Origin of the sequence: Fervidicola ferrireducens, from assembly GCF_001562425.1 — a bacterium.
In the GTDB taxonomy this organism is placed as follows: domain Bacteria; phylum Bacillota; class Thermosediminibacteria; order Thermosediminibacterales; family Thermosediminibacteraceae; genus Fervidicola; species Fervidicola ferrireducens.
On sequence record NZ_LOED01000041.1, the window covers coordinates 1 to 14093 of the forward strand.

Consider the following 14093-nt stretch of genomic DNA (forward strand, 5'->3'; position numbering starts at 1 on the left):
TGACTGTTTTTATCTCCAGCCAAGCCGGCCCCCAGACCAGGCTTTCGCCTCCTTCCCGGATATTTGATTTGCCCTCCGAGGGGCAGGGCGACAGGGGACCTCGGCCCGGGAGTCCCACCCGGACGGGAGTGCTGCACCGGAAGGACAAAACCGATACGGACCGCTTGCTAACCTTCCGATGGGGATGGGTAACCAGTCCCGCCTCCCGCGTCCTGTTAGGACGCCTACCGGTTTGTCCGACACCGGCTAAACGGGGTCACCGTAAGGACAGGGCGAGCTTCTTGAGGTCATGCCAGACGGAGTAATATGCCTCCTGCTGCCACCGGGCAAGCCCGTTGTGCTGCAGGAGCTTCTCCTCTAGCCGCCTCAAGCAGGCCCTGACCCTGCGGGTCATCCCTCTTCCTTCCCTCGGTGTATAAGGATCGACCTTACAGGTCAGGTTTTGCTTGATTTGGGCTACTAGTTGTTTAAGTTCTTTTGTTACCCATTCCTTAAAGCCCATCGCACGGCGGCCAATAACCAATGCCGCCGTGCAGTGCACCGGGACGGCGTAACGCTTCGTATACTTCCAGTAACCTATGGTGGACGTATGCCGGGCAGGTACGAGTTTAAAGGGCATTCCTTCCTTGACAGCCCTCCGGCACACCGCCTCCACCATTTTGGCAAAGGGAAAGTTTGAAGCCATGCGGTTAAACTTTTTGTTGGTATCCAGCCTGTCTTTGCTAAAATTGAGTTCCTCCAGCGCGATGGGCTTGCCCAGGAAGAAGGCTATGTCTACCACTGCTTTGGCTAAAACGCCTATCAGATAGTCCCTCCGGAAGCTGGAAGCATAGGCTAAGTCGGGTATCCTGATGTAGAGAAAGCCGTTCGGGTAAGTGATAACTTGAAACTCTCCCTCATACTTGCCCAGGTTGCCGGGGCAAGGGATATTAAAACCTTCCGGCCACGGCTCCGGCTGGCCCAAAGCACTTACATTGCATAAGACCACGCCGTCAGGGTTGGTGTCCAGGGCTAAACAACCTTTGGCAAAGTCGGGTTCCTTCATCCCGCCCAAATCGAACGTCAGATGCACTATATAACGGCCCTCCGGGGTACGGACCAGCTCTATTGTGTAGGGCAGTTTCATAGCTAGCCATATGCGCACCAGGTCCCGCTGCTTCTCCGGCAGCCACAACATTCCCTCCACCCTGGGGGCTCGGCTCATCTTCGGGCGGCCAAGTTTATCCGTGCCTGTCTGTTGGGAAAGGTGGGATATGGAGACAGCCAAGCGGAACTCTTGCCCGTCAAAGGATACCTTCATGTTCGGATTACCGCCCTTTGTCTCGTCTCCCCGGGAGTAGAGGCGGTTTTTGCGGGATGCTTGCCACTCCTCCCGCGTGGCCCGCCCCTTGCAGACCTTTTCCCAAAGTTTTCTGCCGCCAAAGACTACCTTTGGTATTGTGCCATTCTCCCGGTGGATCTCAAGCTCGGCCAACTTCTTCTCTAGAGATGCTAACCGGTTGTTCCGTCCCTTGACTGCCAGGCGGAGTTTTTCAACAATGTCCGGGGCATCACCTCTTTCTTCTGCCTTCGCCAGCTTCTTCATGGCTGTGCTTAGTTTCTTCCTCGCCCGGCTCAGCTTGTTTCCAGTTTCCTCAATCTCCAGCTCCAGCAGCTCTTTTTGGGAGTCCAGCACGGCCTGTGCCTTAAGCCTGGCATCGTCCACATAGCGGGAGTTGATTCCGAAGAGTTCTTGCCCCAGCTTCTTGATTTCATCTCGGGATGCACCCTCTAGTAGCCGGTTGAAGGCCCAACGCATGCAGGCAGAAAAAAGGCGCATCTCCGTCACAAGAGGATCTTCCTCTCCACGGCTCCACTTTCCTGACCGAAAGGCCGGGTAGACCTCCGGAAAGAACTCTCCGCACACAGTCATGCTAAATTTGTCCTTCTTGTGTTTCTTCGGCATCCCTTATCAGCTCCCGAAAACCCTGCTGGATTTTCCTGCCACCCCTCGCACCATACAGCTGGGCTGAAAAGGAAGTCACTACAGCCAGCAAATCCTGGACAAGTCGGGTATCTCCGTGGACCGCTGGGCAGCCGCACAGGCTTGATCAGGCCTTGTTTTTCCCATGCCCGAAGTCTGTTCGGGTGTACGCCTAATTTCTTTGCTGCTTCTCCAATGGATAAGAGTTCCATATTCTTATGGTAGCAAAGTAGTTAAGTGCAGTCAATTACAGTATAGTTTCTCGAAGCTGTTGCAAACCTCCCTACACCTAAAGGTGTAGGGCTTCCTGGCGGCAGGTGCGCGCACCTGCCGGGTTACACCGGTGCGAGCGGCCCTTTTTGACCCGTTGCCGGAGGGCCTCCCGGAGGGGACCGTCACTTCCGTCCCGACTACTCCAGGTGCCGCTTAAGCGGCCCTTGGAGATACTTGCACAGCCGCTTCCATCCCGTCCCCTACTTTTCTAATCCTCTTTTCCTTTTTAGTTCAAACATCGAGGGTGACGACCCTACCGAAGGGTGGGTTTTGATGATTTCGGGTCATCACCCAGAGGACGGGGTATTCCGGTTCTTTTTCGGGATAATCTCCGTAACCATCGCTGAGATATATCAGAACGGCCGGTTGCATCCCCTTTTCTGCCACTGCATCAAATACGGGCCTGAAGTCCGTCCCGCCGCCCCCCTTGATTTTGAAAGGCGGTACTTCGTCCTGCGCCGACATCGTATACCATCCCTGCACTTTTGCATCACAGAAAACAACATGCAGTGTATTCGCACCTATACTTGCTATAGACATAACCTCTCCTATAAACTGCTTTATTTCGACATCCGAAATGGATCCTGAGGTGTCTATTGCCACGACTATTTCGTCGAACCCTTCGGAATTTGTGGATGGTAAATACTCTCCTGCGTGGACGAACCGCCGGTCGAACGGCCCCCAGGCGTATTCGTTTTCTATCCGCTGCATGTACTCCGCAAGGACGTAGCGGTAGGGTATCTGGGGCTGCGCTATTTCTTCAACGATTCTCTCAAGAGAAGCTGGTAATTTGCCTTGGCTCTTGAGTGCGCTTGCCACGCTGACTAAACGGTTTTTCCATTCATTTTCCAAGGTGCCAGCTATATCCCCCTTTGCTGTGCCTGAACCTGCGATTATATCTTTCGCAGCATCTTTATCTCCAGTGTCTCCGTTTCCGCCGGGATGGGCGTTCCCCCATAAGTCGTGATTATCCAGCAAAATAATTGTTGTACCGCCTTTTGAAATCCCATTTTTCTGTAACAAGGCGTATATATCCTCCGCTGTTTTCCCGGAATACGCTTCATTTACAAGGGCTCCTTGTGGGAGTTTAAAGCCGGATTCTCTAAGTATGAGGTTTGCCGCACAGTCGCATGCAATATTCCATAATAGTGGCTCTCTTGTACCGCGACGCCAGACATGGCCTAAAGCGCAGTGTAAGACTTCATGGGCGATAATGGTTATGACTGCTTCAAGCCCGTATTTTTGTTTTACCTCTTCTAACCACTCTTCGTTGTATTTTAGCACCCTGCCATCGGTTGCAGCCGTTCCTATTTTTTTATCTGGTTCCGGCTGCAGGTACAAAGCGAGGGTGCCGAAGAATTGGTTTTTGAGGACCAGCTTTGAGCGAGCCAGTCCAAAAGTGTCCATAAAACACGGCACCGCAATGGCCTTGCGGTGCCAATCCCTCCTTTCCTTGAAATAAGTACACGGATGAGCAGCTCTTGATAGAGCTGCTCAAATTTCGGATAGGAATATTTTAAGCACGTCCACTATAATGTCACGGAGTTCGGCGTCTTTTTCGGCGATTTCTCTGAGGGCTTTGACGTGCTTTTGAATTTCCTGGATTTTCTTCTCTTTTTCATCTATTACCTGTTCTATTCGCCCTTGAGCAATATCTATTGCTTTTTTCATTTCCCTGGTGCTCCACTGCCTTTCGGCAGCCAGAGCTATCCAGGCCTGCGGGTTGTCTGTATTCGCTGCAAGCCGGTGATGATACCATGATAGTTCGGGCACTCTTGAATCTTCGGTTGGAAACGCCTTATAAGTCTTGATAAGTTCTCTTATTTTGGCAGGGCTATCGCCTAACTGGGACGACAGCCACTTTATCTTCGCTCCTAACGCTATCATTTCATCTAACAATTGCCCCATTATGAATTTATTTTCTTCTGCTTGTTCTTTCAGTGATATATAAGCACTGATATACTCTTCTAAGCTGTGTTTTTCTAAGACAGTATTGTTCAATGCCATAACAATGCCTGGCAAGAGCACGAAATTCACTCCTGCCGGGCATTCACCTCCTTGCCAGGATTTTTAAACTTTTTCAACGTTCTTGTTCCCATCAGAGGGAACGGGGATTAATTCCCCTTTATCATTGATCTTGTATTCCATACCATAAGAGAGTTCCATCTGGCAAAGCAGCTTTGCATCAAACCAGTGAGTGTCCTCTCCATCGCTCTTAACCACGATTTTGTCTCCGAGATAGTGTTTGGCTATTATTAAGAACGCGGTCACAGCCAAGTCGTATGGCCTAAAAGCAGTTTTGCAAAAGTCAAAGTAGAGTCCATTCTCTCTTGGTACATCCCAGTCCCCATATGGTATCCTTTTTCTTTCAAAAACGAATGATTCGTATGAACAATCACCATTGCACATACGGGTGTTAACCATTACACCGGCGTACCATTTGCCGCTTATGCCGCCACCTTCTATCATTACGCCGCCCGCATCATCTGAAGGCCAGGGAATATGCAACTCGTAGTTCTTCTGATGGCCGCAGTGAATCGGGCCATTGAACGATACTTCGTCATCATTGATTATAGGATCACCTTCGCCGCCCGGCCCCGCAAGTCGGACGCCGTACTTTTCCTCAAGCACGGGCACAAGCTTCTTAAAGTCCGCAACAATTTTACGAAAGGTGGCCGGATGGATGGTTTTCGGCCTATACCAGTAATGCGTGTATCCCATGGCACAAACCGAAGGGAGGAAACCCTCCCTCGGTACTCACCTCCTTCTCGCTTATTCTTCTACATAAGGCGAAGCCGAGGATGCACCATCCTCTTGCTTCGCCACAAGGCGACACACTAGGCCAGGAACACTTCTCTGTGTTCCTTGACCCATTCTGAAAACTCCGGCAGTCCCCAGAACAAGTTGCTTGCTCCACCGCCGAACATGTCTTTTAGCAATAGTACTTGGAATTCGGCAGGGAGTTTCGTGAGATAACGCATGACGTTTTGTGCGTATCTAGGAGCTTCTTTCTTCTTCGATTTATTGGCATTGATTACTCGGACCGCCAGGGCACCGCAGAGGGCATACGTAACATCGGGTCTGACCGGTGCGGCTACGTCCTCACCACGCAGTATAGCATCCGGGTCGGGCATTTCCTTCCTTAGTTTGCAGAACGCCATGAATTCTGCCGCAGGCCCTTCACCGATGCATCCGGCAATTGCAAGTTGGTTTAGTCCCGCGTGTTTTATTATTTTGTTCACGTAATCTCCCCACATCCTCGGCGTAGGAAATGCTACCTGACCCGTGGGACGCCACAAAAGATTGGGCCGGTAGTTTATAAATGCCACGATTTCTTCAGCAACGTCGTTCTGCAGCGCCCACTTTTTCCAATCCTCTGCGTTTACTTCAACCCCCGTATCACTTATATCCAGCGATGGCATGGAACAAGCGACGGGAATGTGTACGAAGCGGTTAGCAAGGCTGGAAATAATTTGGTATGTTCCCGCTTTGTCGCTTACCCTGTTAGAAGCTGCAACCACTCGCCATTCAGGAGGGAGTTTGTATTCGCCCAACCGCCTGTCTAGAACCAACTGAAGAGCGGCGGATTGGACGTCCCTCGGTGCCTGCAGTAATTCGTCCAGAAACAGTATTCCGCATTTGCCGTCCCGTTTTTCATCAGGTAATTCGCTTGGCGGATACCAAGTTGTCCGCTTGGTATTATGGTCCGGCACTGGTACGCCTCTTAGGTCAACTGGACTCATTTGCCCTAATCTCATATCGATCAATGCCCAGCGGCGTTTCTCCGCGAGGGCATTCATCGTAGAGCTTTTCCCCACTCCCGGCGGCCCCCAGAGGAGCACCGGTAAATTAAGATCAATTAACACTTCCAGCGTTTCCATTACACTGGCACTAATGCTCATAAAAACGGCCATCCTTTTGACCTTTGCTTAAGAGAGAGGGAAGGATGGCCTTACACCTCCTTCTTTTTGTTTTTAAAGAGGGAGAACGGTTGTACTCCCTATTAAGCCAATTATCTCTCAGGCCACACCTGCGTTCCTCGTGATAGGCGTGGCACCTTTAACCATTTTCGCAAATACTGTCGGAATTCTCTTTCCGACTTAGGCAGGTTAAACCTGAAGGGTCCGATCGCGTACGGATAATTAGGAAATAATACGCCCCATGCCATGGATTTCATCGAAGATCCCTCCAGCTTATTAACTATGCCATATTCTCGTCGACCGTTGGAATGTAACAAAATTCAGCGGGATAAATGAAAAGACGTTCACCCGCTTCTGTCTTTACTAAAGCTGTAACTGTTTTTGTGTTAGGATCGTAGTTCATCAATCTCCCGGGACCACCCGGCGTTTCAATATACTTCGGTGGCTTTCTGTAATCGTAAATCATCCAAAACACCCCTCCGTTTAAATTTTTGTAATAAATTAAGCCCTGCCGATAACTTCGGCGGGGCATTCTCTGATATAGGTTCACCTCACGGTCATGCCGGAGGTGAAATTGAAATTATAAAAGACAAAGCACAAAAGATGAATGCATGCGGATGGAGCTGGTTAAGAAATGAGGAAAGGGATATGGGTTAAGCGCCTCGCACAACGGCGTTAACGACAGCAGCTATCTTTTTCACCATTTCTGGTGGCCACGGTGCCATATCTTGCAACGCCGGGTCTATAAGGGTATTTGTAACTCTAAACTGCTGAAGTACATATCTTTCTTTTGGAATCATTTCCCGAATTTCAAATATATCGCCCTCTGTCAGTAAGGGCACCAAAGTTGTCCTGAATTCGTGTTCGATTCCCGAACCGGCTAAAATTTCTATGCTCTTTTGGATTTTGCCCGCTTCACATCTCACCCCAGCAACGAGATAGTATCTATGCAAAGGGGCTTTTATATCCATCGCCACATAATCCAACAGTTTTAACGCGATTAATTCTTCGAGTTTTTCAGGGTTCGTACCGTTTGTATCCAGTTTAACTTTTAATCCGAGAGCTTTTATCTGCTTTATAAATGGTGTCAAGTCTTTCTGCAAAGTGGGTTCACCGCCGGTTATGCATACACCATCTATTTTGCCAGTGCACTTGACCAAATATTGAAGTATCTCACTTTTGTCATATTTCGGAAGATTTCCGGGGTTCAGCACGAGTTCTCTGTTGTGGCAATATCCGCAACGAAAGTTACAACCGCCGGTAAACACTGTCGTGCAGATAACGCCTGGAAAATCAACCAAGCTCACCTTTTGGAACCCGCGGATATTCATGCGGACCTCCTCCATTTTTTCTAAAATAAAGGGCGGCAGCAGCCGAGTATCGAAGTCGGTTGCCCCAAAAAATCTCGGCCGCTGCCCCTTCCCCGCCCTATTGTATCCGGTAAGTTTTCCTTTGCCGGTACTCTTCCTGCTTGCCTCGATTCCAGTTTTGGACGGGGCGGTAATACCCCACTATCCGGCTCCACACTTCTGTTGGTTTTTCGCAATGCGGGCAGTTAAAGTGCTCACCGGAGATATATCCGTGGTCTTTACAGACTGAAAACGTAGGCGTTATTGAAATGTAAGGCAGTTTATAGTTATGGCATATCTTCCTCAATAGAGCTTTCAACGTCCTTATATCGTCCACTTTTTCGCCCAAAAACACGTGGAACACCGTCCCGCCCGTATACCTGGACTGCAGTTCATCCTGGAGGTCCAATGCTTCAAAGATGTCGTCGGTGTAATTGACGGGCAATTGTGTGGAATTGGTGTAATAAGGCACGTCTTCACCAGCAGTTATGATTGATGGATACAGTTCTTTGTCTATCATGGCAAGTCTATAGCTTGTACCTTCGGCTGGTGTCGCTTCAAGGTTGAACATTTGTCCTGTTTCTTCTTGGAACTTAACCAACAAATTGCGCAGGTAATCGAGAACTTTCAGCGCAAATTTACGCCCTTCTGGCGTGCCGATGTCTTTACCCATAAAGTTCAGCAGCGCTTCGTTCATTCCTATTATGCCGATTGTATTGAAATGGTTTGCCCAGTATTTGCCAAAGCGTGCATGAACGTTGCGAAGGTAGAACTTTGAATATGGATATAATCCTCTCTCCGTCAGCTGTTCGATGATGCCTCGTTTTATCAGAAGTGCGTCCCTTGCCAGTTCCGCCAGCCCCGTCAGCTTTGCGAAAAATTCTTCTTCACTCTTCGCTTTATAACCTATTCTGGGTAGGTTAATTGTTACCACGCCTATGGAGCCGGTCAGTGGATTAGCACCGAACAGGCCGCCTCCGCGCTTCCTGAGTTCCCGGTTGTCCAAACGAAGCCTGCAGCACATTGACCTGGCATCTTCCGGCTTCATGTCGCTATTAACGAAATTTGAAAAGTACGGCAATCCGTACTTTGCCGTCATCTCCATGATTTTATCTACAACGGGACTGTCCCAGTTAAATTCCTTGGTTATATTGTAAGTTGGTATAGGGAATGTAAAGACTCTGCCGTTAGCATCGCCTTCCATCATAACCTCTGCAAATGCCATATTCAGCATATCCATTTCTTTTTGGAATTCGCCGTACGTCCTATCCATAAACTGTCCGCCGATAATTACGGGCTCCTTTGCCATATACTGCGGTGGTGTTAAGTCTAGTGTAATATTAGTGAAAGGCGTTTGAAATCCCACCCTGGTTGGGACGTTCAGGTTAAATATGAATTCTTGTATTGCCTGTTTGACTTCTTTATAGCTCAGTCTGTCGTAGTAAATAAACGGCGCAAGATAAGTATCGAAGTTGCTAAGGGCCTGAGCTCCAGCAGCTTCTCCCTGTAAGGTGTAGAAGAAGTTTACTATCTGTCCCAGTGCTGACCTGAAGTGCTTTGGCGGCTTACTGCTGATTTTCCCCTCTACTCCTGTAAAACCGGACAATAAGATGTCCATTAAGTCCCATCCGCAGCAATAGCTACCGATAATTCCTAAGTCGTGGATGTGCAAGTCTCCGTATTCGTGCGCCTCTTTAATCCTTGGAGGATATATCTTTTCCAACCAATATTTTTTTGAAACTGCGGATATAATATAGTTGTTCATTCCTTGCAGAGAAAAGTTCATATTGCTGTTTTCCTTGACTTCCCATGTATCTTCGTTGACGTAGTCCTGAATCAGCTTAATGCTGTTTATAAGTAAGTTTTGGAAGTTCCTGATTTCCGTCCTCTGCTGCCTGTAGAGTATATATGCCTTTGCCGTCTTTGAATGGCCGTTCTCTATTAGGACTTTCTCCACTTCGTCCTGGACATCTTCGACGCTTGGTATTGCTGCAGTAAATTTCCTTTCTAGATTTTCGACGACTTTCCTGGCCAGGAATTTTGCTCTCTCATAATCATTTCCCCCTACGGCACGTGCCGCCTTGAATATGGCATTCGCAATCCTTTCTCCGTCGAACGGGACGATCCTGCCGTCCCTCTTCCTTATTTTTGTTATCATCTTTATCTCCTCCTTTCGGCTTCTATTTTCTTATACCAGCAGCGCCTGCACAGGGCTATATAGTCGTTACCGAGAACAATATCGGATTTCTTGTCGAACGTCGGCCAGCTGCGGACTGCCGGGTCGCCGCACTCTGCGCAGACGCCGTAGACTTGCGTGATTATGTCTGCCCGGGCCAAGAGTTCCGGCATCGGTCCGAATGGCCTGCCGTCAGCCAAAAGCGTAAGCCCGGCACCTATAACGATCCGCCCACTTCTCACAAGCTCTTCTACCACCTCGACGATTTCCGGAGAAAAGAGCTGGATTTCGTCGATGCCTACTACTTCGGTGGCTGGGGAGAGTTTCTCCAGTATTTCTTTTGCGTCCCGGACTTCTATGCCGGTCATCCTCGCGCCATTATGCGCCACGACCATGTTTTTAGCACCGTATCTGTCCTGCGAATGAACGGGATAGAAAAGTTGGACTTTTCGTCCGGCGAGGATGAACGTTTCAAGGCGGGAAAGCAAGGTGCTGGTCTTTCCAGCAAACATCGAACCCGAAGCGATAAGTTCGAATATACTGTTATCCCGACGGCGGTAATACACCACAGCAACTCCCCCCTCCAACAAAATTCAAAGTTTTGCCCGGGGCTTATCCTTCCCCGGGCAAAACTAAATTCCCATTCCTGCCGCTATTTCAGCGGCAAGGGTATGTTTGCACTTTATACCGCGCTTCCGATAATCAGGGCAGTTGCAGGTGCCGGAAATTATATCTACCTCATATTCTTTCGTACTGCTCTGGGAAGGGACGATGTACCGTCCATTGCCGATGGGACGCACCAATGGAGCCAATTTCATAGCCTTCTCCAACCTTGCTGGATCTACCGGCAACGCTTGTCTGTATGCTTTTCTCGACAGCGCATCTGCTTCTTCGTTTTTCTCTCGCGGCACCCACCGAAAGCGCAGATCTTTAAACTTTCTTATCAATTCACAAGCCTTTCGATACAGCGGCCTTATCCTGGGAGAATGTACGCCGTATATCCCCTGGAGTTGATATATGCATAGTTGGCTATCCGTCCGGACTTCTATCGTTTCTTTTTCGAACCCGTTTGCCAGCAGCCATTCTAATGCTTTGATAACGGCGGTGTATTCTGCAATGTTGTTTGTTGCTTCGGGACCCGAGCAAATCACGCCGCAATCTTCTGCTATCTTTTCTTTGTCTTTGTAGGCAATCCATCCATAGCATGCAGTTCCCCCAGGGTTGACCGGTTCGCACAGGCCATCACAATTTACTTGTATCAATTGTATCCCCCCTTCTGCACTATATACCACTAAGTCGGCTCCTTCAATGGAACACTTAAACAGAAATTGCAGTTCTTCTACTGTTTTCAATACATATCCGGGCAGAGTAATCCTCGTGCCGAAGCCCAGCTCGCTGGTTATAGAAACCTCCGCCACCGTACCGCAAATAGTGGTATGCAGGATGTAGTGGTAGTTTTTGCTGCAGCGTTTCCATGCCTTGCTGTCTAAGCAATGCATCTTCCCGCAGGCGAGGCAGCGGAATTTAAAACGCCCGCCCATTTGGGCGAGCGCTATTATGGTCTCGATAGGAGTGGTTTGGTCTACCACCGGATAAGACATTGTACCATCCTTTCTTTCTTTTTTTAAGAAGATTTGCAAGGCGGATCTAACGGGCGGCGTACACGATGCTCAAAAGAGAATCAAACGCCGCATCTTTGCTGCTTATGTCGCCTGAAAACAAAGCACGATACAAACCATCCGTGATTTCATTAGCTTCGATAGTTGCAATTAAAATCGGATCCGGAGTAAAAATTATCTCGCTGCCTTGAATCTTATAAGGTACGTCGTAGATCAGTATTTCTTCCGGAATTCTCTTCCCAATAGCGTAGAGTTTTTTTGAATTATGAGCTTTGCAAAGTGCTACTAATACCGGATTGTCTATATCACATCCGCAGACAGTGCACCTTATCTGCCCGTTATAGATGGGTTGTTCAATTAGCTGCCCGTTAAGACGTACTCCTTCGACCTTCGTTCCCCGGGCACCATACTCAAGAAGTAGGGACCCGCAGAGCGGACACATATCAACATAAGACAGGAGCTTTAACATTGGGAGACACCTGCCTCTGAACTTTGATTGGTTTTTCTAACAGTTCAACTTTGCAGATGGTTATTATCCCCGGTTCTACTCCGCAAAGTTGGAGAATAGCATCGAGTTGAAATTGAACATCCTCAATATCCTTCGCGTCAAATCCCGGTAGAAAGACACGAATGCTACTCAAAAGTTCATCAAACGAAGAGAAATAGGTTTCCGACGAGTCGAAGAGAGTTAGGAGCGGATGGTCGAAATCTGAGTTTCCCAATTCTGAATGGCTAAAGACAACTATCTGCTCTGGGAAATAATTCCCCTGTGCGTCCGTCTTGACCGCTACGCAACATCCTGGTTCGGTAGAAAAGAGGTCGAAGTCAACATTAAAAGCATCGGCCAGTGCTGCATACCCTTCAACATCAGGTTCCCAGGCATCGTTGTGGCAGGCATATAGCACATCTTTCGATAGGTAGCAATCATAAGGTGAAGAACGCATATTGACTACGGCATCGGGAACCGGAAACCCTATCACATCGAACAGCTCATCTACCCATATCTCACCACGCTTATGAATAGCTTTGTTGTAAGCATGATAAAGCCGCTCCAGATTGGAGCGGTCTCCATAGTAAACAACACGGGTATCGGCCCAGTTGGGCATTTCCTTATTCCCCCTTACGTAATTCCTGTATTTTGACAGATTAAGCCCTACCGATAATTCCGGCAGGATGTTCCTTGCATAAATCCCCCTCCTGACTCGGTCATGCCGGAGGGGGATTTAATCATAAAATAATGTAATATTTTTGGGTATAGCCCCTGTTCCACAAGATTAACAACAGATCCAATTACTCTTATTTTTGTACTGTTATTAGGTTACTTTTAAACGGGGAATAAAAATTCTGCTTCCCGACACTAGGAATATCCTTACCCTACCTGAAGGGTTTCTATCTCGACAATCTCCTCAGAGCCGCAATCCGGGCAAACGATTGGTTCTCCCGTATAAGGATTGACATAACAAGCAATACGTGACGTGGCCGCAAATTTGCGGCCACACTTGACGCACTTAAAGGTCAACAAGACTATAGGGGTCATAAGAATCCCTCCTTCTCAGTTTACTACTGGAACCTGCTAGTACCGCTTATCTACCGGGAATAGTTTTGCAAGGATGTCATAGCGTTCATTTATCTCGAAATATTCCTTCCAGTATTCTATGTCTTCGAACTGCTTCATTAATTCAGATGCATACTGTTCAAACAGTCTGCAGGTATGGCGAATAGCATCGTAGCACTTCGAATAATATTCCACTGCTTGCGGCAGGTACCGCTTGAGTATCAGGAGCGGTTTCAAGATAGAGTTTTTGAGCTTATCGTGCATTTCAGCGGCTACGTCCTCCATAAATTCCTCCACATCGTCGTAAACTTTAAACGACAAAACCAGATCGGGGCAGAGTGAGAGAATCTTCTTCCTTAATTCCTTAATCTCTTCCGGCTTGACTTCGGTAAGGTTAAGTGCCAGTAGCATCGTGGCAACATCTATCATCTTTTGAACATCCGAGCGCCGCCGGTGGTTTATAATCCCTTCCACAACGTACTCTAACGCCTGCCAAATACCGTCGTCATGATAAGCATCTTTTACTACCTCGGCTATGCCCGGTAAGGTAAAGCACATCCGGTAGTAGTTTCTTATACCATAAGTGTCCACATAGTCTACTGAATTGAATATTTCACATGCTACTTTCTCTATCTCATTGTTTTCATCGAAATACTCACAGTTGTTGAATGACCTGAAGAAGTCCCGGTAGTCCCAGTTAACAATGTCCCAGAACAAATCCGAGAGCTCATCTGCAAGCCCGGTATCGTAAAACTCGTTTGGCATTATTGGATCGTCGAAGGACACGGTTTCTTGAACGGTGAAGCCGCCCTCGAGGTTTACGTCTTCAGGGAGCTTATTGACTAACGATACTACTTCATCCAAAAGTTCGTCAAAGTTCATCAGGACGCCGAGATACTCAAAAGAGAGCGGCGCACCGTACTTTTCGAGGAACTCGACCAAAACAGAGACGTCAGCATTAGTAAGCTGACGCATCGGCATTTTCCTCCACCCCCGCCTCATTGGTTCCTGCAATCTGCAGGAGCGCCTGCAAAGCTGAACGTTTTTCATCTTCGGAAGCATTTTTATCACCTCAATACGCGGAAGGCTCCATCTTCTATAAGATGGAGATGAATGCGTCCGCAACTTCTAATTCTGATGATATAGGCTGTTGTATATGACGACCATTCCTTCGTTGTGGAGTATACGTCTGCATTCTTTCGGGCTAACGTATGTCTTCCCCACTATTTCCTTCAACT

15 protein-coding genes are annotated in these 14093 nt (G+C 48.2%); all 15 read right to left on the reverse strand.

The window, feature by feature from the left end; translation table 11 throughout:
* Positions 1 to 256: 256 nt before the first annotated feature.
* Entirely contained in the window at positions 257 to 1945 is a 1689-nt protein-coding gene (locus AN618_RS10905) for an IS200/IS605 family element transposase accessory protein TnpB (RefSeq protein ID WP_066355000.1), read from the reverse strand.
* The gene (locus AN618_RS14055) at positions 1909 to 2175 is read right to left on the reverse strand and encodes a MerR family DNA-binding transcriptional regulator (protein WP_222926487.1); all 267 of its coding nucleotides are present in this window, start codon (positions 2173 to 2175) and stop codon (positions 1909 to 1911) included. Before AN618_RS14055 ends, AN618_RS10905 begins: the two co-directional genes overlap by 37 nt.
* Before the next feature lie 292 nt (positions 2176 to 2467).
* Positions 2468 to 3643, reverse strand: coding sequence for a vWA domain-containing protein (locus AN618_RS10910; protein WP_157081726.1), 1176 nt, complete (start codon positions 3641 to 3643; stop codon positions 2468 to 2470).
* Between the two features lie 87 nt (positions 3644 to 3730).
* Positions 3731 to 4264: a DUF1016 N-terminal domain-containing protein gene (locus AN618_RS10915; protein WP_157081727.1), complete on the reverse strand. Its 534-nt coding sequence runs from the start codon at positions 4262 to 4264 to the stop codon at positions 3731 to 3733.
* 42 nt (positions 4265 to 4306) lie between these two features.
* Entirely contained in the window at positions 4307 to 4957 is a 651-nt protein-coding gene (locus tag AN618_RS10920) for a hypothetical protein (protein ID WP_066355005.1), read from the reverse strand.
* Between the two features lie 116 nt (positions 4958 to 5073).
* Positions 5074 to 6150, reverse strand: a complete 1077-nt coding sequence (locus tag AN618_RS10925) for an AAA family ATPase (protein ID WP_083515183.1) — start codon at positions 6148 to 6150, stop codon at positions 5074 to 5076.
* A gap of 286 nt (positions 6151 to 6436) precedes the next feature.
* On the reverse strand, positions 6437 to 6622 hold the full coding sequence (locus AN618_RS10930) for a hypothetical protein (RefSeq protein WP_066355008.1): 186 nt from the start codon (positions 6620 to 6622) through the stop codon (positions 6437 to 6439).
* Between the two features lie 187 nt (positions 6623 to 6809).
* Entirely contained in the window at positions 6810 to 7502 is a 693-nt protein-coding gene (locus AN618_RS10935) for an anaerobic ribonucleoside-triphosphate reductase activating protein (RefSeq protein WP_083515184.1), read from the reverse strand.
* 82 nt (positions 7503 to 7584) lie between these two features.
* The gene (locus AN618_RS10940; protein ID WP_066355014.1) at positions 7585 to 9663 is read right to left on the reverse strand and encodes a ribonucleoside triphosphate reductase; all 2079 of its coding nucleotides are present in this window, start codon (positions 9661 to 9663) and stop codon (positions 7585 to 7587) included.
* Between the two features lie 2 nt (positions 9664 to 9665).
* Positions 9666 to 10250 carry a thymidine kinase gene (locus AN618_RS10945; RefSeq protein WP_066355016.1) on the reverse strand — a complete coding sequence of 195 codons (585 nt, stop codon included), beginning with the start codon at positions 10248 to 10250 and terminating at the stop codon, positions 9666 to 9668.
* A gap of 63 nt (positions 10251 to 10313) precedes the next feature.
* Positions 10314 to 11282 carry a ribonuclease HI gene (gene rnhA / locus AN618_RS12835; protein ID WP_083515185.1) on the reverse strand — a complete coding sequence of 323 codons (969 nt, stop codon included), beginning with the start codon at positions 11280 to 11282 and terminating at the stop codon, positions 10314 to 10316.
* Positions 11283 to 11328: 46 nt separating this feature from the next.
* Positions 11329 to 11769, reverse strand: coding sequence for a hypothetical protein (locus AN618_RS10955; RefSeq protein ID WP_066355018.1), 441 nt, complete (start codon positions 11767 to 11769; stop codon positions 11329 to 11331).
* Complete coding sequence (locus AN618_RS10960; RefSeq protein WP_066355020.1) at positions 11744 to 12406, reverse strand: hypothetical protein; 663 nt, start codon at positions 12404 to 12406, stop codon at positions 11744 to 11746. The genes AN618_RS10955 and AN618_RS10960 overlap by 26 nt, the downstream gene beginning before the upstream one ends.
* 263 nt (positions 12407 to 12669) lie before the next feature.
* A complete protein-coding gene (locus AN618_RS13195) occupies positions 12670 to 12837 on the reverse strand; it encodes a hypothetical protein (RefSeq protein WP_157081728.1) in 168 nt (55 codons plus the stop codon).
* Positions 12838 to 12873: 36 nt separating this feature from the next.
* On the reverse strand, positions 12874 to 13830 hold the full coding sequence (locus tag AN618_RS10965) for a hypothetical protein (RefSeq protein WP_157081729.1): 957 nt from the start codon (positions 13828 to 13830) through the stop codon (positions 12874 to 12876).
* Positions 13831 to 14093: the final 263 nt, after the last annotated feature.

Bases quoted from the DNA above. Each gene is read 5' to 3' on its own strand.
- AN618_RS10925 (WP_083515183.1), bottom strand. From the start codon at position 6,150: ATGGCCGTTTTTATGAGCATTAGTGCCAGTGTAATGGAAACGCTGGAA.
- AN618_RS10940 (WP_066355014.1), bottom strand. From the start codon at position 9,663: ATGATAACAAAAATAAGGAAGAGGGACGGCAGGATCGTCCCGTTCGAC.
- AN618_RS10960 (WP_066355020.1), bottom strand. From the start codon at position 12,406: ATGCCCAACTGGGCCGATACCCGTGTTGTTTACTATGGAGACCGCTCC.
- AN618_RS10905 (WP_066355000.1), bottom strand. From the start codon at position 1,945: ATGCCGAAGAAACACAAGAAGGACAAATTTAGCATGACTGTGTGCGGA.
- AN618_RS10920 (WP_066355005.1), bottom strand. From the start codon at position 4,957: ATGGGATACACGCATTACTGGTATAGGCCGAAAACCATCCATCCGGCC.
- AN618_RS10935 (WP_083515184.1), bottom strand. From the start codon at position 7,502: ATGGAGGAGGTCCGCATGAATATCCGCGGGTTCCAAAAGGTGAGCTTG.
- rnhA (WP_083515185.1), bottom strand. From the start codon at position 11,282: ATGTCTTATCCGGTGGTAGACCAAACCACTCCTATCGAGACCATAATA.
- AN618_RS13195 (WP_157081728.1), bottom strand. From the start codon at position 12,837: ATGACCCCTATAGTCTTGTTGACCTTTAAGTGCGTCAAGTGTGGCCGC.
- AN618_RS10955 (WP_066355018.1), bottom strand. From the start codon at position 11,769: ATGTTAAAGCTCCTGTCTTATGTTGATATGTGTCCGCTCTGCGGGTCC.
- AN618_RS10965 (WP_157081729.1), bottom strand. From the start codon at position 13,830: ATGCGTCAGCTTACTAATGCTGACGTCTCTGTTTTGGTCGAGTTCCTC.
- AN618_RS10910 (WP_157081726.1), bottom strand. From the start codon at position 3,643: ATGGACACTTTTGGACTGGCTCGCTCAAAGCTGGTCCTCAAAAACCAA.
- AN618_RS10930 (WP_066355008.1), bottom strand. From the start codon at position 6,622: ATGATTTACGATTACAGAAAGCCACCGAAGTATATTGAAACGCCGGGT.
- AN618_RS14055 (WP_222926487.1), bottom strand. From the start codon at position 2,175: ATGGAACTCTTATCCATTGGAGAAGCAGCAAAGAAATTAGGCGTACAC.